Raw genomic sequence first — 19064 nt, 5'->3', positions numbered from 1 at the left:
CTCATGGCTCGGACCGTCCCAGGTTCCACGCGCGGAGAACCACGTGCACAAGGCTAGTTGACTCTGCGTCAGTGTCCAATCACAGTAACGACAGCAACCTATCGACTTATTTATAGTTGACGGTCCGAAGAGGCCGCGGGGGCGAGGGACGGGACGGGAGAGCGGGACATGGACCTGGCTCTGCTGCGCACCTTCGTCACCGTGCACCGCGCCGGCTCCTTCACCCGGGCCGCCGCGCTGCTCGGACTCTCCCAGCCCGCCGTGACCGGGCAGATCAGAACGCTCGAACGGCAGCTCGGCCGTCCGCTCTTTCTGCGCCAGGCCCGCGGCGTGACCCCCACGACGATCGGTGACGAACTCGCGCACCGGGCGGCCCCGCATCTCGACGCGCTGATCGAGATCGCCGAGACCGGGCTCGACGAGGAGTCCGGTGTACGGACGCTCCATCTCGCGGGACCGCCGGAGTTCACCTCGCTGCGCGCGCTGCCCGCGCTCACCCCGCTCACCGCCCAGGGGCTCACGCTGCGCATCTCGTTCTTCGCCAATGCCGAGGAGACCCTGGAGGGGCTGGCCGCCGGACACCACGACCTGGCCATCACCACGGCCAGGCCCCGTGGCGGACTGCTGACCTCGACACCGCTCTGCGACGAGGAGCATGTGCTGGTCGCGGCGCCCCGCTGGGCGGCCCGGCTCGGGCCTACGGTGCTGCGCGAGGGCCAGGTGGTGCTGGAGCACCTCCCGGTGGTGGAGGTGCATGAGTCCCTGCCGCTCGTCTCCCGCTACTGGGCGTCCGTCTTCGACTCCCGGCCGGCCGCCTCGGGGACGGTGATCGCCCCCGATCTGCGGGCCGTACTGGAATGCGCGGCGGCGGGCGCAGGCCTGGCCGTGCTGCCCCGCTACCTCTGCCAGGGGGCGCTGGAGCGCGGAGAGGTGGTCGCACTCCTCGATCCGCCGGTGCCTCCCCTGCGCACTTATTTCCTGGTCGTGCGCACCGGCACACTCGCCCTGCCTCCGGTCGCGCGGGCGCACGAGTGGCTGCTGCGTGCTGCGGTGGACTGGTGACAGCGGGGCCGGAGGGCGTTTCAGAACAGGTGTCACGGGCGAACCTCTTCCCATGACCGAACGGCCCGTGGTCAAGCGCACCGCACGCGCCATCCTGCTCGACGGCGACGACCTGATCCTGATCAAACGCACCAAGCCAGGGGTGGATCCCTACTGGCTGACCCCCGGCGGCGGCGTGGAGACGACGGACGCCACCGTCGTGGACGCGCTCCACCGAGAAGTCCACGAAGAACTGGGCGCCAAGATCATCGACGTGGTGCCGTGCTTCGTCGACACCGTGGAACATATCGCCGACGCCGGCGTGACCGGTGTCAAGGTGCAGCACTTCTTCGTCTGCCGGCTGGAGTCGATGGACACCTCGCTGCGGCACGGCCCCGAGATGGACGAACCCTGCGGCGAGTACGAGATCGTCCGGGTGCCGTTCAGCCGGGTCGGAATCGCCGCCGTCCATCTCGTACCGCTCTCGCTGCGGCACTATCTGGACGGCAACATCGAAGGCGTGCGCGCGATGCACGCCCCCGACCTCGGCTGAGCGTCCCGTCCGGTCGGGCGTTCCGTCACGGCGCTCAGTTGGCGGCGGCCACCAGCTCTTCCAGGGAGTCGTGCCGGATCCGCTCGGACGGGATGCCGGACCCCTTGAGCGCGTCGAGCCCGCTGCGGATCATGCCCGGCGGACCGGAGAGATACGCGTCGTACTCGTGCCACGGGCCGTGCTCGCGCACCGCCTCGGGAAGCTGTCCCTTCAGCCCCAGGCTGGGCCCCTCGGCGACCACCGGGCGGACGGAGAGCCACGGGTGCTCGCTCTCCAGCCGCAGCATCGTCTCGATGTCGTACAGGTCCTGATCGCTGCGCGCGCCGTAGAAGACCTCGACCGGACGCCGGTGACCGTGCTCGGCGACATCCTCGACGAGCGCCTTGATGGGCGCGATACCGGTGCCCCCGCCCAGGCAGAGCAGACCGTTGTGGCTGCTGTGGTCGACGGTCATCGAACCGGCCGGCGGTCCCAGCCGGAGCACATCGCCGGGAGCGGCGTGATGGACCAGGGCGTTGGAGACCCAGCCCGCCGGGACGGCCTTGACGTGGAAGGAGAGCAGCCCGTCGGGTCGGGGCGCCGACGCGAAGGAGTAGTGCCGCCAGACCCGGGGCCACCACGGGGTCTCCAGGCTGGTGTACTGCCCGGCGAGGAAAGGATACGGCTGGTCGGGCCGGACGGTGACGACGGCGATGTCGGCGGTACGCAGCTCGTGCGAGACCACTTCGGCCTGCCACCAGGCCGGGGCGTGCAGTTCGTTCTCGGCGGCGGCGTCGATCATGATCTGGGAGATGGTCGTGTACGTCCTGACCCAGGCGCCCTCGGTCTCCTCGTCCCAGATGGCGGCGGCATAGCGGGTCAGCGCGCCGATCAGGGCCTCGCCCACGGCCGGGTAGTGCGTGGCCTGCGTGCCGTACTTACGGTGCCCCCGGCCCAACTGGCGCAGATAGCCGGTCAGGACGTCCGGGGTGTCCATGTGCTCGGCGGCGGTGAGCAGCGCCTTGAGGAGCCGGTCGCGCTGGGCGTCCATGGCCGCGGGGAAGAGACCGCGCAGATCGGGGTGGCGGACGAAGAGCAGCGCGTAGAAGTAGGAGGTGAGCTGGTCGGCTGCGGGGGCGACCTCCTCCAGCGTGCGGCGGATGAGGATCGCGTCGGGTGAGGCGTTGCGGTCCTCGGGGAAGAGGGAGGCCGCGGCCTCGGGCTCGGGCTCGGGTGCGGCCTCGGGTTCCGGTGCGGGCGCGGGCGCGGCTTCCGGTGCGGGCGCGGGCGCGGCTTCCGGTGCGGGCGCGGGCATGGGGGTGGACGGCTGGGAGGCGGGGGCTTCCGGCGGCAGCGCGCCCGGTGCCGGGGCCTCCTGCGGCAGCGGACCAGCGGTCAGGGGAACGGCGGAGCCGGTCCCGGCGGCCTCCGGCTCGGTGGCGGCGGTGGCCTGGTCGGCGGCCCGGTTGACCGGCGCGACGGCAGCGGGCGCCTCGGCGACGCGGGGCTGCGCCGCACGCTGCTCGGAGACACGCGGCTCGGAGACACGTAGCTCGGAAGCCTGTGGTGCCGGTGCGTGCGGTCCCGCGTCCGGTCCGGGGGCGGCGGCCGCCCCGGGAGCCCCCGGGGAGGCCGGGGGACGCGTCTCGGAAGGGGGCACGGGGGCGGGCCGGACAGCGGACGGCTGAACGGCGTCCGGCCGTCCGACGGCGGATCGTACGGCCGCCTCCGCTGCTGCCTGGGAGACGGGCCCCCTCGCTCTGCCGGGGTCGGCCGTCATGGCCGGGCCCTCGTGGACCTGCGGATGTCCGGCAGGTCCTTCCCCGCCCTGGGGGCCCTTGGCGCGCGGACGAAAGGCGTCGGGGACATCGTTCACCGGCGCCGGAGCGCGGGAGGCCGTATCCGTCGGCCCGTCGTGCACCGCGGGGCCCTCGCGTGGGGGCCGTGCGGGTCGGGCCGTCCCGGAACCGACCGGGCGTATGGAGGCGAGCGAGCGGCTCGGTACGCGTATTCGCTCCCGGCCGGCCGTGTCTGCCGCACCGCTCGCTGTCGCGCCTGCCGTGCCGGAGTCGCCGCGGCCCTCGCCGCTCGGCGCCCTGCGGGGAGCGAACCAACCGCCCTTCCCGCTCTCTCCGGAAGTGCCGTTGTCGGCCGACGTGGTGGTCGGAGCGTCCATGGTGTGCCTCGCCTCGAACATCTTTCGGTCGGTCTGCGCACTTCCGCTGGCCCGGAATACGCTAGCAATTCCCCGCTCGACTAGGACTGTTGACAGCCCACATTAGCCTCCACCACGCTCCTGATTCGGGCATGCTGTGGAGGAGTGTGACATTGTCCGCAGTCCCTGCCGTCGCAGCATGGCAGGGAACGTCGGAGCATGGGACAAAGAGCGTGAAGTCCGGCCATCCACACCGGATTTACCGATACGCTGCATTACTCCCGTGCCCATTCGCGGTTTCCGGCCGCGTTTCTCGCGGCGCCTCCGGGTCAGCGTATTACTCCCGTGGGCACCCCGGTCACCGCGTGGGGCATACCAGTTCATACGCCTCACGCAGATCGCCTCCGCTGTACGTGTGGGTGGCAAGCCCCGACAGATGGTGGTCCGCATTCACCGCCACCGCCCGGGGCACCGCCGCAAAGATCGCGGCGTCGGACATGGAATCACCGTACGCAACGCAGTCGTCCAGGGTTACCCCGAACTCCGCACACAGGCGGTCAGCGATCTTCACTTTCGCCGCCGGGTTGAGAATGCCGGCCCGGTCGACCGGCTCGGTGAAAGGCAGAACGGGCCAGCGGGAACCGTGGGCGGCGTGCGCGCCCCAGTCCAGGAGCCGTGAGACAAAGAAGTCGGGCGAGAGGGAAATAACGGCACAGTAATCCCCTTGGCTTCGGATATCCGCCCAGACCTCACGGATCCCGGCCAGCCAGGGCGCACCCTCGAAGGCCGCTGTGACCTGCTCAGTCGTCAGATCGGCCCAGAGGTCACGCGCCCGCACCGCGAACTCGTCGGGCGCCATCCCCCGGGAGAGAAAATCACTCTCCAGCGCGGCGATCTCGGCACTCAGCCCGAGCTGCCGGGAGATCTCCACAGCAGCGGCCGAACCACGGATGAGTGTTCCATCGAGATCGAAGAGATGCAGTCTGCGTACGCTCGCCATGTACGCCGAGGTTAGTACGTGCGGTTACTCCCGTCGTCAGACGTCCTTCTGCCGACCGCACGGCCGTGTTTCACGTGAAACACCTGAAACGACCCGCCCGCCGGGCCCTTCTCGTCGCCAACTTCCCGCAAACCGGTAGACGAACGATCATCGGCTCCGACAGCCTGATCCCCATGCCGACATCACTCTCCGTTCTGCCGATCCGCCGTCTGACCATGGGTGACCTCAGGTCCTGCGCGGACCTCGCCGAGGACCGTGGCTGGGCCAGGGAGGAGCGGAGATGGGGGCTGCTGCTGGCGGCGGGAGCCGGATACGGCATCGATGATCCCGGCGGGGCGGGGCTGGCCGCGGTCTGTGTGATCACTTCGTACGGCACCGCGTACAGCTCCCCGTTCGGCTCCGTGTCCAGCGTCTCGTACAGCTCCCCGTCCGATACCTCGGACGGCCGGAGTCTTGCCGCGATCGGCATGATGCTCGTCGCCGGCCGTCATGCCCGGCAGGGCCTCGGGCGGCGGCTGATGACCCATGTACTGCACGAGGCAGGCAACACCCCGCTCATGCTGCACGCCACGGAGTACGGCCGACCGCTCTACCGCCGGCTCGGCTTCACCGAGATCGGGGAGACGGAGACGGTCCTCGGGCGCTTCCGCTCTCCGGAGCAGGCGCCTCACGTGAGGACCCGGCCCGCTGCCGCCGACGATCTGCCGGCCATCGTGCGTCTGGACACCGAGGTCTTCGGAGTCGACCGCACCCATATGGTCGCTCGCCTCCCCGCCTTCGCGGACCGGCTCAGGGTCGCGGAGGACAGCGCCGGGCTCATCGGATACGCAGCGGTCTGGCCGACACCGGAGGCCGATGTGATCGGCCCCCTGATCGCCCGGGACACGGAGACCGCCACAGCGCTGGTCTGCTCGTTGATCGGCTCACTGACGGCCGGTTCCGGCCGGCCGGTGCGTACGGTGATCGACATACGCCATGAGGAGCTGCTGAGCTGGGTGCACGAGCACGGGCTGGAACCGGCGACCCGTACGACGACGATGGTCCATGGCATCCCGGATCTGCCCGGTGACTGGACCAGGCGGTTCGCGCCCCTCAACCTGGCGACGGGGTGATGCGCGCGACGGCCCTCCTGACACCCCGGCGTAGTCTGCGGACTCATGAGCGACCTGGAGATACGCCCGGCGGCCCCCGACGACATCCCCGCCATCGTGGCGATGCTCGCGGATGACCCGCTGGGCGCCCTGCGCGAGTCCCCCGACGATCTGGCCCCGTACACCGAGGCCTATGAGCGGCTGGCCCGTGACCCGAACCAGCGGGTGATGGTGGCCGTGCGCGAGGGCCGGGTGGTCGGAACGCTCCAGCTCACGATCGTCCCCGGCCTCTCCCGGCGCGGCGCCGTCCGCTCGATCATCGAGGGTGTACGCGTCCATGGCGATGAGCGCGGCAGCGGGCTCGGTACGCGGTTCATCGAGTGGGCGGTCGATGAATCCCGGCGCCAGGGCTGTCAGTTGGTCCAGCTCACCTCTGACGCCAGCCGTACCGACGCCCATCGCTTCTACGAACGGCTGGGCTTCACCGCCTCCCATGTGGGCTTCAAACTCCAACTCTGACCAAGGGCCCGGATGTTTGCCTGTTTCACGTGAAACATCCGGCTTGTTTCACAGAGGCAGCCCGCGCCAGCCCTGTTCGTCCACGCCACCGGGTACCTCCGCCTCGGGGTCGTACGGCTGGCGGGTGAAGACAAAGGAACCGAGGTCGAGATGGCTCACGGAACCGTCCGTCCGACGCACCGCCCGCAAGGTCTCCCCCGCGTAGTAGCCGTCGAGCCCCGTCCAGGTGCCGTCCGGCTGCACGACGAACCGTGAGCCGCGTCCTCCGCCGCGCAGCGGGTGCAGTTCCACGCCCCGGTCCGCCGTCAGCTTCAGTCCGAAGGCCTGGGTGCCCCAGTACCACGGTCCGGTCAGAGCGAGCAGCGTCTGGTCGGCCTCCGGCAGCGGACGCCAGGGCTCCGGGATCCGGGGCTCGGCATCCGCCACGATCCCGATCAGATCCGCGGCGATCACCCCGATCTGCGGTCCCGAGGTGGCATTGGCGAGCGCCACCGCGGCCACCCCGTCCTCCACGCTGATCCACAGCGAGGCGACAAAGCCGGGCAGCGACCCCGAATGCCCGGCCAGACTACGGCCGCCCTGGCGGGCCAGCTGCATACCGAGCCCATAGCCGCCGTCCCACTGCCCGGCCTCCGGCGGGGCGGACGATGTCCTCATCTCCCTGACGGTTGACGGGCTCAGGACCTTCTCGTCGCCCTCGGCGAGGAACCCGGCGAAGCGGCAGAGGTCGGCGGCGGTGGACCAGAGCTGACCGGCCGGGGCCATCAGCCCGAGATCCACGGCGGGCTCGGGCAGCATCACATCGGCCCAGGGATGCACGGCCCAGCCGCCGGCATGCGGGGCGACGGGCTGGGTGGTCGTACGGTCCATGGCCAGCGGTTCCAGAATCTCCCGTCGCAGCACCTCCTCCCAGGACGCTCCCCGCACCGCCTCGACCAGCGAGCCGAGCAGGGTGTAGCCAGGGTTGGAGTAGTGGTGGCGTCGCCCCGCGGGGTGGAGCAGGGGCCGCTCGCCGAGCACATCCGGGAGTCCCGGGCGGAGCGTGCCCGGTGTCCGCTCCCACCAGGGCGCCGGGCTCTCGGCGGCCAGTCCCGCACTGTGGTCGAGAAGCTGGGCGACCGTGACCTCCCCCACGCCCGTGCCCGGGAGGTGCTTCTCCAGGGGGTCCTGGAGATCGAGCAGCCCTTCGTCGCGCAGCCGCAGCACCAGCACGGCGGTGAAGGTCTTGGTGATCGACCCGACGCGGTACTGGGTGCCGGCATCCGGGGCGTGTCCGTCGGCACAGCTACGGGAGCCCGTCCAGACCATCCGTCCCTCACGGGCCACCGCCGCGACCAGCGAGGGCGCCCGGCCCTCGGACTGCGCGCGGGCGATGCGGTGCAGCAGGGCTCGTCGGGTACTGGGCAGGAGCTCTTCGGAAGGTGAGGTCATGCCCCACATCTACCGGTGCCGTCCCGGGGAGTCGACTTCATTTCACGGCACCGGGGTGCCTTCGCCCGGCGCGGAAGACCCCGGCACCGGGCGGGTCGACGCGCGTTGCGCGGGGCTTGCGGCCCGGCCCGTATACGTACTCCTACGTACATCCGAGTCGTACGTCCGAGTCGTGTGCCCGGGAAGGCTGACCGTGGATCTTCGTTACTGGCTGCCGCGCGCGGTGGATGTGGCCGAGCAATGGGGCGAGCGGTTCGGCCCCTTCGAGGCGCATCCGTCGCACCAGGTCGGCGACGAGGCGTTCGCCGACGCGTTCGACCGGTTCGCCAAGCGGATGGAGGACAACTACCCCTTCTTCCATCCCCGCTACGCCGGGCAGATGGTGAAGCCGCCGCATCCGGCCGCCGTCGTCGGCTATCTCACGGCGATGCTGTTCAACCCCAACAACCACGCGGCGGAGGGCGGTCCGGCGACCACCGAGATGGAGCGCGAGTGCGTCGACGCGCTGGCCGGGATGTTCGGCCTTCCCGCGCATGTCGGGCATCTCACGACGAGCGGCACGATGGCCAATCTCGAAGCGCTGTACGTGGCGCGGCGGCTGCATCCGGACCGGGGAGTGGCCTACAGCACGGAGTGCCACTACACACATGAGCGGATGTGCGAGGTACTGGGGGTCGAGGGCCACCGGGTGGCGGTCGACGCGCACGGACGCATCGATCTGGACGCCCTGGAGAGCCTGCTGAGGACGGGCCGGGTGGGCACGGTGGTGGTGACGACGGGCACCACGGGCCTGGGGGCCGTGGACCCGGTGCACGAGGTGCTGCCCCTGGCCCGGCGCTATGGGGCACGGGTGCATGTGGACGCCGCGTACGGCGGCTTCTACGCGCTGCTGGGACGGGCGGACGCGCCCGAGGGAATCGATCCCAGGCCGTGGCGGGCCGTCGCGGAGTGCGACTCGGTGGTGGTGGACCCGCACAAGCACGGGCTCCAGCCCTATGGCTGCGGAGCGGTGCTCTTCCCCGACCCGGGGGCCGCCCGGCACTTCGCGCACGATTCGCCGTACACCTACTTCACCGACGCCGAGGTGCATCTGGGCGAGATCAGCCTGGAGTGCTCGCGGGCCGGTGCCGCGGCGGCGGGCCTCTGGCTTACCCTTCAGCTCCTCCCGCTGACCCCGGACGGATTCGGCGCGATCCTCGCGGCCGACCACCGCGCGGCGCTGCGGTGGGCGGATCTGCTGGAGGCGTCGGACGCCCTGGAGCTGTACCAGCGGCCGGACCTCGACATCGTCAGCTACTTCCCGACGACCCGGCCGGCCTCGCTGTCCGCCGTCGACGCGGCGTCCGGACGTCTGCTGCGCGACGGCATGACCGCTCACCAGGAGCCGGTCTTCCTGAGTGTGCTCCGTACGGACGCGGAGGCGTTCGTACGCCGGCATCCGCGGATCATCCGCGATGCCGACACGGCACGGGTAATGCGCAGTGTCCTGATCAAGCCGGAGGCCGAGCACTATCTCGACCGCCTGCACGCCCGGGTGGAGCAGCTCGCCGTTCACGGCGAGGAGCGGTAGCGCACGGCCCCCGCACCGCCTTCCGGAGGGAACCGTTGTCCACGTCAGAAAGTCCGCCGCGTGGTGTCCCGCGCCGTCCCAGCAGGCCGGACGCCGATGAGCTGGCCGCGCTGCTGGCCGCCGCCTTCCACGACGATCCGCTGACCCGCTGGATCATTCCGGACGACCGGACCCGGGCCGGACTGCTGCCCGGCCTGTTCCGCGTCTTCGTCGACGTCTCGCACGACTACGACGGAGTGGCCCTCTCGCCCTGCGGCGACGCGGTGATGCTGTTCCTGCCGCCGGGCGCCTCGAAGGAGGTGGACGCGCGCGGGGACGAGCTGGAGCGGCGGTTCGCCGATGCCCTCGGCGAGTACGCCGGGGCGCTGGGGACCATCGTCGGGCTCCAGGCCGAGCGCCATCCGGCCGACCCGCCGCACTACTACGCGTCGTTCGCGGCGGTCCGTCCGGCGCGGCAGCGCAACGGCCTGCTCTCCGTGCTGCTCCAGGAGCTGATCGACCGCGCCGACCGGGAGGGCTGCGCGGCGTACACGGAGGCCAGTTCGCCGGGTGGTGAGACGCTCTGTCTGCGGCAGGGCTTCGTCCCGCTGGGCGGCCCCATCACCCTGCCGGACGGCGGTCCTTCGCTGCGTCCGCTGTGGCGGGACCCGCGGTGAGGGGCGACGAGCGCATCCGCTTCTGGACCGCGGCCGAGGTGGCGCGCGGCGAGGTGCCACGGGAACATCTGCCCCATCTGCGCGCGGTTCTGGAGTGGAGCGGCGACTTCCTGGTGTCCGGCCATCCCGAGCTGGGCCGGAGCGGCCCGGTGTGCCCGTACACCCAGCCCTCGCTGCGCAAACAGCTCTTCCATCTGGCGGTGCCGGACGGGACGGAGGACGCGGATCTGTCCTCGGCCGTCGGCTCGCTGCGTACCTGGTACGAGAGGCTCTCCGCCGGTCTGGACGAGGACGACCAGGAGCTGCTGACGCTGCTGCTGGTGCTGCCGGGCTTCGACCCGACGGACTCGGGCGAGCTGGACGAGCTTCAGCGCAAGGCCAAGGACGCGTTCGTGGCCGACGGACTGATGATCGGTCAGTTCCATCCGGTGTGCGAGGAACCGGGCCTGTGGAACTCCGCCTTCCGTCCGCTGCGGGCTCCCGTGCCGCTGCTGGCGGTCCGTAAGCTCCTCGTCTTCGACCTGCCCTTCCTGCTCGGCGACGATACGCACATGGACCACTATCTGCGGCGTTTCGCCCCGGACATCCCCGCCCGGGTACGCGGCCAGTTGGTCAGCCGGGTGGTGTCCTGACCCAGGGGCTCAGGGGCCCAGGGGTCCACGGACTCACCGGCCGCACGGGCCCGCCGCCTACCGCCCGTCCCGCATCCGAGACCGTCCGAGACGCTCCGAGACGCTCCGAGACGCTCCGAGACGCTCCGAGACGCTCCGAAACAGCCCAAACCGTCCGGCGCCCGCTCCCGCACCCCCGGGACGGGCGCCGGTCCCGTCGCGCGGCGGACCGGCGGCGAATCTGCGGCGAACCGACTCACTCCTCCAGGGGCGGCAGGCCGGGAAGGAGATCTTCGAGCGCGACGGGGAAGTCCCGTACGCGTACGCCGGTGGCGTTGAACACCGCGTTCGCGACCGCCGCTCCGGACCCGCAGATGCCCAGCTCACCGACGCCTTTGGCCCCCAGAGGGTTGGCCCTGCCGTCGAACCCTTCGAGGATGACGGCGTGGACCTCGGGGACATCCGCGTGGACGGGCACCCGGTACTGCGCGAGGTCCCGGTTGACGAAGGCTCCGGACCGCGTGTCCACGACCACCGCTTCCTCCAGGGCCATCCCCAGCCCCCAGATCATGCCGCCGACGAGCTGCGAGCGTGCCGTCTTGGCGTTGAGGACACGGCCCACCGAGAACACGCCCAGCATCCGCCGGAGCCGGATCTCGGCCGTGTCGGCGTCGACGCCCACTTCCGCGAAGTGCGCTCCGTAGGTGTTGATCGAATAGTCCGCGTAGTTCGGATCCTTCGCCATGGCCGTCGACCCGCCCTCCGCCTCCAGCCCCTCGGGACGGACACGCCGGACGATCTCGCCCACGGCCTCGGACACGGCGCCGATACGGACCCTGCCGTCGGAGAGGACCGCGGTGGCGGGGTCGAGGCCGTACAGCGGGGAGCGTGCGTCACCGCACGCCGCGGCCAGCAGCTTCTCGCGCAGCGCCGCACACGCGCGGTGGACGGCGGTGCTCGAATTGCCCGCACCCCACGAGGCGCCGGACCCCGCCGTCACGGGGAAACCGGAACGCCCGAGCTCGACCCGTACCCGGTCGGGAGAGAGTCCCAGCCCGTCGGCGGCGACCTGGGTCATGATCGTGTACGTCCCCGTGCCCAGGTCGGTCATGTCCGACCGGACGACGGCGGTGCCGTCCGCCGCCAGCCGGACCCGGGCCCTGGTCTCCGCCTGGGGATGCGGACGGATGGCGGAGGCGACGCCGTATCCGACCAGCCACCGCCCCTCGCGCAGACTCCCGGGTGTCACCGGGCGGCCCTTCCAGCCGAACCGGCGCGCCCCCTCGCGCAGGCACTCGACCAGACGGCGGTCGCTGAACGGCACGCCTCGTTCGGGATCCCGCTCCGGCTCGTTGCGGATCCGCAGCTCGACCGGGTCCATCGACAGCGCGTGGGCCAGCTCGTCCATCGCCCCCTCGACCGCCAGCAGTCCCGGCGCGTGGCCCGGCGCGCGGACGTCCTCGCCGCGCGGCAGGTCGAGCGCCGTCAGCCGGTGGCGCGTCGCCCGGCCGGGGGCCGCGTAGAGACTGCGTGTCGTGACGGCGGTCTGCTCGGAGTACTCCACGTCGGGGTTCGTGTGCATGGTGACGTCATGGGCGATCGCGAGCAGCCTGCCGTCCCGCCCGGAGCCCAGGCGGACGTGCTGGTGCGACGCGGGGCGCACCCCGACGAGGGGGAAGGTCTGCTGCCGGGTCAGCGCGACCTTGACCGGCTCGTTCAGCGCGCGGGCGGCGATCGCGGCCAGGATCGTCTCGGAGTGGACGCGCAGCTTGGAGCCGAATCCCCCGCCCACGTACGGGCTGGCGACATGGATCCGCTCCTCGTCCATCCGGAGCGTGCTCGCGATCGAGGTACGGGCCGAGGCCACGATCTGGGTGCTGGTGTGGACGTACAGGTCCTCGCCCCGCGGCACGGCCAGACACGCGTGCGGCTCCAGGGGCTGGGAGGACACGAACGACGTCGTGTAGTGCTGATCGACCGTGACATCGGCGGCGTCGAACTCGGCGTCGACATCGCCCACCGCGGTGTCGGGCGCCAGGCCGATCTTCATTTTCTTCGGGAGATGGGCGTACTCCAGCCGTGCGGCCAGGTCGTAGTTCCCCGGCTCGACGGCGTAGGCGACCTCGATGAGACCGGCCGCCGCCCGAGCCTGTTCGAAGGTCGTCGCGACGACGAACGCCACGGGTTCACCGTGGAAGTGGATCTCAGGGCCCACCAGGACCGGAAAGGCGCGCGGAAACTCCAGGAACGTGGTCTCGTCGCGGGTGCCCTGCGGCGGAGCGTTGTGGTGCGTCATCACCATCCGTACCCCGGGGAGCCGCTCGGCGCACGCGGTGTCGATACGCGTGATACGGCCCTTCCCGACGGCCGCGCCGACGATGAACCCGTACAGCGGCAGGCCGGCTTCCCACTGCTCGTACACATACGTGGCGCGGCCGGTGACCTTCGCCGGGCCGTCCACGCGGTCGAGCGGCTGCCCGGTCACCTCGGCTTCGGGATTCCTCAACTCAAACTCCGCCATGGGGTCCTCATCCCGCCCGGGTCGCCCGAGCCGCCCGAGCCGCCTGGTCCAGGGTGCGGCAGAGCGTGCGCCGGGCCAGCTCGATCTTGAAGTCGTTGCCGCCCCGCCCCACCGCGTCCCGCGTCGCCGCCTCGGCAGCGGAGCGATACGTCGCCATCGTGGCGGGACGGTCCCTGAGCGCGGACTCAGCCGCGACCGACCGCCAGGGCTTGTGCGCCACACCGCCGAACGCCACCCGGGCGTCCGCGACCGTTTCCCCGTCCACCAGGACGACGGCGGCCACGGAGACCAGCGCGAACTCGTAGGAGGCCCGATCGCGCACCTTCCGGTAGAGCTGTCCGCCCGGCGGGGGCGGAGGCAGGACGACACCCGTGATCATCTCGCCGGGGCGCAGGACCGTCTCGATGTGCGGAGTGTCGCCCGGCAGCAGGTAGAAGTCCCCGATGGCCACATCGCGCGCGGTCCCGTCGGCACCGAGCAGTTCGATCCGCGCCTCCAGCGCCGTCATCGCGACGGCCATGTCCGAGGGGTGGGTCGCGATACAGGCGTCGCTCGCGCCGAGGATGGCGTGCGTCCGGTTGAAGCCGCCGATCGCCGCACACCCGGACCCGGGATCGCGTTTGTTGCAGCCCGCGGTCGTGTCGTAGAAGTACGGGCAGCGGGTGCGCTGCAAGAGATTGCCGCCGACGGATGCCATATTGCGCAACTGGCCCGAGGCACCGGCGACGAGCGCCTCGGACAGGACCGGATAGGAGGTGCGCACGCGGGCGTCGGCGGACACCTCGGAGTTCGCCGCCTGCGCGCCGATCCGCAGTCCCCCGTCCGGCAGCTCTTCGATGTCCCCGAGGGGCAGCCGGCTGATGTCCACCAGATGACTCGGGTGCTCGATCTCCAGCTTCATCAGATCGAGGAGGTTGGTGCCACCGCTGATGAACGTGGCGCCGGGCCGGGACGCCGCCGCCACGGCGGCCCGTGCGTCGGTCGCGCGTTCGTAGGTGAAGGGCCTCATCCCGGGCCTCCCCCTTCGCCCCTTGCTCCTCGTCCTCCTCTTCGTTCTCTTCCTCCTGCGTCTCCCCTTCCTCCTTCGTCTCCTTCTTGGCCTTCTCCTTCCGCGACGTCCCGGATGGCCGCGGCGATATTCGGATAAGCGGCGCACCGGCAGATATTGCCGCTCATCCGCTCCCGGATCTCCTCGTCGGTCAGCTCGATCCGCGGGGAGGACACATCGGCGGTGGCATGGCTGGGCCACCCCGCCGCCACCTCGTCGAGCATGCCGACCGCCGAACAGATCTGACCGGGGGTGCAGTAGCCGCACTGGAAGCCGTCGCGCGCGAGGAAGGCGGCCTGCATGGGGCTGAGATCGCCCGGTTCCCCCATGCCCTCGATGGTCACGATCTCGTCGTCCTGGTGCATCACCGCGAGTGTCAGACAGGAATTGACGCGCCGGCCGTTGACCAGCACCGTGCAGGCGCCGCACTGGCCGTGGTCGCATCCCTTCTTGGTCCCGCTCAGCCGCAGGTGCTCCCGCAGCGCGTCGAGCAGCGAGGTACGGGGATCCACGTCGAGGGGCCAGGAGCGTCCGCCGACGCGCAAGGTGATCGCCGACAGGGGCACGGCCTCGTCCTGTTCCTGCGGCTCGCTCATCGTGTCCTCCTTCGCATCGCGCGCGCTCTCGGGCCTGCGCGCCCGGCCCCCCGCCGGCCCGCAGCCCGCAGCCCGCAGTCAGGCCCCCGGGGCCCGCGTTCCGGCGGGACGTCTGTCAGACACGAAGCCCTGTCACTGCCGTGTGCAAGGCGTCGAGACCGTCGCGGAAGATGCCGGTGAAGAGGGCGGCCGCGTCGTCGTCGCCCACCCCCACCGGGATGAACCGTGCGGACCACTGCACCTCGGCGGCCTCCTCCTGGCCAGGCAGCGTGTGCACCCGCAGGGTCGAGAGATAGCCGCTGACGGGGAAGGGCGCTTCGACGATGGAGTAGCTGTAACGCCGCTCCTGTTCGCTGAAGTCCACCATGCGTTCCATGATCAGCTCGCCCGCGCTGGTACGGAGGCGGCGGATCCGGCCGCCCTCCAGCGGGACGCTCTCGGGAATATAGGGAAGCCAGTCGGGCAGGGCGTGGAAACCGCCGATGAGCTGCCATACGCGCTCGGGGGAGGCCGGTACGACCCGGCTCACCGAAGTCGATGCCATGGTCTTCCTCCAAGAGGTGTGCCTCTGTGTGGGGGGTGACGGGCGGTGGCGGAGGTTCGAAGCGGCTCAGACCCCGCCCGGCAGCAGGGCTTCGAGGACCTAAAACCACCGTAACCCTGTCATTGCGGACGTGACACCGTGACGGAACGGGGGCCGGACTCCACCCGCCTTGCCCCACTGACCGAACCACCCGCCGACCGGCTGACCGACAGACCGGCTTCCCCCGACGTCCCCCGTGCCCGCACACCCGGACGCGTCAGGTCTGCGCCATGTCCACGAAGCGGGAGTAATGGCCCTGGAAGGCCACCGTGATCGTCGCCGTCGGGCCGTTACGGTGCTTGGCCACGATCAGGTCCGCCTCACCGGCGCGCGGGGACTCCTTCTCGTACGCGTCCTCGCGGTGCAGCAGGATCACCATGTCCGCGTCCTGCTCGATGGAGCCCGACTCACGCAGGTCGGAGACCATCGGCTTCTTGTCCGTGCGCTGCTCGGGGCCACGGTTGAGCTGTGACAGCGCGATGACCGGCAGCTCCAGCTCCTTGGCCAGCAGCTTGAGGTTTCGCGACATGTCCGAGACCTCCTGCTGGCGGCTCTCGGCGCGCTTCGAACCGCCGGACTGCATGAGCTGGAGATAGTCGATGACCACCAGCTTGAGGTCGTTGCGCTGCTTGAGACGGCGGCACTTGGCCCGGATCTCCATCATCGAGAGATTCGGTGAGTCGTCGATATAGAGCGGGGCCTGTGACACGTCCGGCATACGGCGGGCCAGCCGGGTCCAGTCCTCGTCCGTCATCGTGCCGGAGCGCATATGGTGCAGCGCCACCCGTGCCTCCGCCGACAGCAGACGCATCGCGATCTCGTTGCGGCCCATTTCGAGGGAGAAGATCACGCTGGGCAGATTGTTCTTGATGGACGCGGCACGGGCGAAGTCCAGCGCGAGCGTGGACTTGCCCATCGCGGGGCGGGCGGCGATGACGATCATCTGGCCGGGGTGCAGACCATTGGTGAGGGAGTCGAAGTCCGTGAACCCCGTCGGCACACCGGTCATCTCTCCGCTGCGCGAACCGATCGCCTCGATCTCGTCGAGCGCGCCCTCCATGATGTCGCCGAGCGGCAGATAGTCCTCGCTCGTCCGCTGCTCGGTGACGGCGTAGATCTCGGCCTGGGCGGAGTTGACGATCTCGTCGACATCCCCGTCGGCCGCGTATCCCATCTGTGTGATCTTGGTGCCGGCCTCGACCAGCCGCCGCAGCACCGCCCGCTCATGGACGATCTCCGCGTAGTACGACGCGTTGGCCGCGGTCGGCACCGACTGGACGAGGGTGTGCAGATACGAGGCCCCGCCGACCCGGGTGATCTCCCCGCGTCTGGTCAGCTCGGCCGCCACCGTGATCGGGTCGGCCGGCTCTCCCTTGGCATACAGGTCGAGAACGGCCTGGAAGACGGTCTCGTGCGCGGGGCGGTAGAAGTCGTGCCCCTTGATGATCTCCACGACATCGGCAATGGCGTCCTTGGACAGCAGCATGCCGCCGAGGACGGACTGTTCGGCGTCGAGGTCCTGGGGGGGAACCCGCTCGAAACCGGTGGATCCGCCGTCCCAGACACCGGTGTCACGGCCACGCTCGTGCTGTTCCTCGCGGCCCCGGCCCTCACCACGGCGCTGCCGGGAGACAGGCAGACGATCGCTGGGGCCGGCATCGGTCCAGGGGTCGTCCAATGGCTCGGGAATGCTCACCGGCCACCTCCTCACGTCCGCTCCGCGGACCTCGCCGTGCCACTCTTTCTACGGCACGACACTGACAAAACGAGAGGCCTGACTCCGGTTCCGGCGCGTCGGACGCCGGTCCACGGTAGGCCCCTCCGCACCGTCAGCCAATCTGGTTATCCACAGGCCATGTGGACGACCGACCAGATGCTGTGGAGAACCCCGGCGAACCTGTGCACGGACCGGGGGACAGCACTGTGGACAAAGTCGCGAAAACCCTGCCGCACCCCATCTGACCTGGCGCTTTTCCGTCCACCGGCTGTGGGGGAGAAAAACTTTCCCGACTGGACCAAGATCACGACAAACAGCGCGCAGCAGAGCCCCCACCGAGGAGTCGGGTAAGGACTCCAAGCCGCTTGCATCACTTACCTGTGGAAGATTAGATTGACCCGCATGACCCAGGCCCCTGCGGGATCCAGAACCCTACGGCGACGGCACGACCGCGAGATCGTCGCACTCGCCGTTCCCGCCTTCGGTGCCCTGGTCGCCGAGCCGCTCTTCGTGATGGTGGACAGTGCGATCGTGGGCCATCTCGGTACCCCGCAACTGGCCGGGCTGGGCATCGCGGCCGCTCTGCTCACCACCGCGGTGAGCATCTTCGTCTTTCTCGCCTACGCCACCACCGCGGCCGTCGCGAGGCGCGTCGGGGCGGGCGATCTCCAGGGCGCCATCCGTCAGGGCATGGACGGAATCTGGCTCGCGCTGCTGCTCGGTGCCGCCGTGATCGCCGTCACCCTGCCCACCGCACCCTGGCTTGTCGATCTTTTCGGAGCGTCCGACACCGCGGCTCCGTACGCCATCACCTATCTGCGGATCTCCAGCCTGGGTATCCCGGCCATGCTGGTCGTGCTGGCCGCGACCGGCGTGCTGCGCGGACTCCAGGACACCCGGACACCGCTCTATGTCGCCATCGGCGGATTCGGCGCCAACGCGGCGCTCAATGCCGCGCTGGTCTATGGCGCCGGGTTCGGTATCGCGGGCTCCGCCTGGGGCACCGTCATCGCCCAGTGCGCCATGGCCGCCGTCTATCTGGTGGTCGTCGTACGGGGAGCTCGCCGGCATGGCGCCTCTCTGCGCCCCGACTCCGCGGGGATACGGGCCAGTGCCCAGGCCGGCGTACCGCTGCTGGTCCGTACGCTCTCGCTGCGCGCGGTGCTGATGATCGCGACCGCGGTGGCCGCACGTCTCGGTGACGCGGATGTGGCCGCCCACCAGATCATTCTGTCGCTGTGGAGTCTGATGGCCTTCGCGCTCGACGCGATAGCCATAGCCGGCCAGGCGATCATCGGCCGCTGTCTCGGGGCCGGTGACACCCGGGGCGCCCGGGAGGCCTGCCGCCGCATGGTGCAGTGGGGCATCGCCTCCGGTGTGCTGCTCGGCGTTCTGATCGTGCTCGCGCGACCGCTGTTCATTCCCCTCTTCACCGGCGACCAGGTGGTACGGGACACCCTGTTGCCGGCCCTGCTGGTCGTGGCCGTCGTCCAGCCGGTCGCAGGCATCGTCTTCGTACTGGACGGCGTACTGATGGGCGCGGGCGACGGCCCGTATCTCGCCGGAGCGATGCTGGTGACCCTGGCGGTCTTCGCCCCGGTCGCGCTGCTCGTTCCCGCTCTCGGCGGGGGACTGACGGCGCTCTGGTGGGCGATGGGGCTGATGATGGCGGTCCGCATGGTGACGCTCTGGCTGCGCACACGCTCCGGCCGCTGGCTCATCCCGGGCGCCACCCGCTGAGAGGGCATTGCCCGTCGGCGCGGGGTCCCGGTGCACAGCGACTCGACTGGATGTTTCACGTGAAACATCCGGGGGTGCCCGTTTCACGTGAAACAACGGCGAGAGGGCCGCACCCTTACCGGATGCGGCCCTCTCCATGCTCTGCCGAGCGCAGCGCTTAGGACTTGTCCGGTCGATCATGTGACTGCTTCGTGTGCGGGTCGTTGGTGTGGGCATGGGGCGGGGTGATCTGAGCGATGCTGAGTGGGAGCGG

Annotated in this window: 16 protein-coding genes; 8 read left to right on the top strand and 8 right to left on the bottom strand. The window is 70.4% G+C overall.

Annotated elements, in window-relative coordinates; genetic code table 11:
• The first annotated feature begins 168 nt into the window (after nucleotides 1–168).
• The gene (locus ACFYYH_RS30755) at nucleotides 169–1062 is read left to right on the top strand and encodes a LysR family transcriptional regulator (protein ID WP_388557921.1); all 894 of its coding nucleotides are present in this window, start codon (nucleotides 169–171) and stop codon (nucleotides 1060–1062) included.
• Between the two features lie 52 nt (nucleotides 1063–1114).
• Nucleotides 1115–1594: an NUDIX domain-containing protein gene (locus ACFYYH_RS30750; protein WP_388557918.1), complete on the top strand. Its 480-nt coding sequence runs from the start codon at nucleotides 1115–1117 to the stop codon at nucleotides 1592–1594.
• A 34-nt stretch (nucleotides 1595–1628) separates the two neighbouring features.
• Here the strand turns inward: ACFYYH_RS30750 and ACFYYH_RS30745 are convergent, their stop codons facing one another.
• The gene (locus ACFYYH_RS30745; RefSeq protein WP_388557915.1) at nucleotides 1629–3233 is read right to left on the bottom strand and encodes a globin domain-containing protein; all 1605 of its coding nucleotides are present in this window, start codon (nucleotides 3231–3233) and stop codon (nucleotides 1629–1631) included.
• 853 nt (nucleotides 3234–4086) lie between these two features.
• Nucleotides 4087–4728, bottom strand: a complete 642-nt coding sequence (locus ACFYYH_RS30740; protein ID WP_388557912.1) for an HAD family hydrolase — start codon at nucleotides 4726–4728, stop codon at nucleotides 4087–4089.
• A 173-nt stretch (nucleotides 4729–4901) separates the two neighbouring features.
• Between ACFYYH_RS30740 and ACFYYH_RS30735 the strand changes: the two genes are divergently transcribed.
• A complete protein-coding gene (locus tag ACFYYH_RS30735; RefSeq protein WP_388557910.1) occupies nucleotides 4902–5840 on the top strand; it encodes a GNAT family N-acetyltransferase in 939 nt (312 codons plus the stop codon).
• Between the two features lie 45 nt (nucleotides 5841–5885).
• A complete protein-coding gene (locus tag ACFYYH_RS30730) occupies nucleotides 5886–6338 on the top strand; it encodes a GNAT family N-acetyltransferase (protein WP_388557908.1) in 453 nt (150 codons plus the stop codon).
• A 48-nt stretch (nucleotides 6339–6386) separates the two neighbouring features.
• Here the strand turns inward: ACFYYH_RS30730 and ACFYYH_RS30725 are convergent, their stop codons facing one another.
• Nucleotides 6387–7769, bottom strand: coding sequence for a serine hydrolase domain-containing protein (locus tag ACFYYH_RS30725; protein ID WP_388557906.1), 1383 nt, complete (start codon nucleotides 7767–7769; stop codon nucleotides 6387–6389).
• A 193-nt stretch (nucleotides 7770–7962) separates the two neighbouring features.
• Between ACFYYH_RS30725 and ACFYYH_RS30720 the strand changes: the two genes are divergently transcribed.
• Genes ACFYYH_RS30720 through ACFYYH_RS30710 form a run of 3 tightly spaced genes read left to right on the top strand, consistent with a single transcriptional unit; the run spans nucleotide 7963 to nucleotide 10627 of the window.
• Nucleotides 7963–9339: a pyridoxal phosphate-dependent decarboxylase family protein gene (locus ACFYYH_RS30720; RefSeq protein WP_388557903.1), complete on the top strand. Its 1377-nt coding sequence runs from the start codon at nucleotides 7963–7965 to the stop codon at nucleotides 9337–9339.
• A gap of 35 nt (nucleotides 9340–9374) precedes the next feature.
• Nucleotides 9375–9995 carry a GNAT family N-acetyltransferase gene (locus ACFYYH_RS30715; RefSeq protein WP_388557900.1) on the top strand — a complete coding sequence of 207 codons (621 nt, stop codon included), beginning with the start codon at nucleotides 9375–9377 and terminating at the stop codon, nucleotides 9993–9995.
• The gene (locus tag ACFYYH_RS30710; protein WP_388557897.1) at nucleotides 9992–10627 is read left to right on the top strand and encodes a DUF6875 domain-containing protein; all 636 of its coding nucleotides are present in this window, start codon (nucleotides 9992–9994) and stop codon (nucleotides 10625–10627) included. The genes ACFYYH_RS30715 and ACFYYH_RS30710 overlap by 4 nt, the downstream gene beginning before the upstream one ends.
• Nucleotides 10628–10862: 235 nt before the next feature.
• Here ACFYYH_RS30710 and ACFYYH_RS30705 read toward each other — a convergent pair whose 3' ends face one another.
• The 5 genes from ACFYYH_RS30705 to dnaB all read right to left on the bottom strand — a co-directional run bounded on the left by ACFYYH_RS30705 (nucleotide 10863) and on the right by dnaB (nucleotide 17050).
• Nucleotides 10863–13127: a molybdopterin cofactor-binding domain-containing protein gene (locus ACFYYH_RS30705; protein WP_388557894.1), complete on the bottom strand. Its 2265-nt coding sequence runs from the start codon at nucleotides 13125–13127 to the stop codon at nucleotides 10863–10865.
• Nucleotides 13128–13134: 7 nt separating this feature from the next.
• Entirely contained in the window at nucleotides 13135–14136 is a 1002-nt protein-coding gene (locus ACFYYH_RS30700) for an FAD binding domain-containing protein (protein WP_388557892.1), read from the bottom strand.
• The gene (locus ACFYYH_RS30695) at nucleotides 14133–14771 is read right to left on the bottom strand and encodes a 2Fe-2S iron-sulfur cluster-binding protein (RefSeq protein ID WP_388557889.1); all 639 of its coding nucleotides are present in this window, start codon (nucleotides 14769–14771) and stop codon (nucleotides 14133–14135) included. Before ACFYYH_RS30695 ends, ACFYYH_RS30700 begins: the two co-directional genes overlap by 4 nt.
• A gap of 115 nt (nucleotides 14772–14886) precedes the next feature.
• Nucleotides 14887–15315 carry an SRPBCC family protein gene (locus ACFYYH_RS30690; RefSeq protein ID WP_388557887.1) on the bottom strand — a complete coding sequence of 143 codons (429 nt, stop codon included), beginning with the start codon at nucleotides 15313–15315 and terminating at the stop codon, nucleotides 14887–14889.
• 256 nt (nucleotides 15316–15571) lie between these two features.
• Nucleotides 15572–17050, bottom strand: coding sequence for a replicative DNA helicase (gene dnaB, locus ACFYYH_RS30685; protein WP_388557884.1), 1479 nt, complete (start codon nucleotides 17048–17050; stop codon nucleotides 15572–15574).
• A 423-nt stretch (nucleotides 17051–17473) separates the two neighbouring features.
• On the opposite strand from dnaB, the gene ACFYYH_RS30680 reads away from it, so the two are divergent.
• The gene (locus ACFYYH_RS30680; RefSeq protein ID WP_388557881.1) at nucleotides 17474–18811 is read left to right on the top strand and encodes an MATE family efflux transporter; all 1338 of its coding nucleotides are present in this window, start codon (nucleotides 17474–17476) and stop codon (nucleotides 18809–18811) included.
• Nucleotides 18812–19064 lie beyond the last annotated feature (253 nt).

Source organism: Streptomyces sp. NPDC002018, assembly GCF_042890865.1.
Classification (GTDB): Bacteria; Actinomycetota; Actinomycetes; order Streptomycetales; family Streptomycetaceae; genus Streptomyces.
This window is presented reverse-complemented; position numbering and strand designations above follow the sequence as displayed.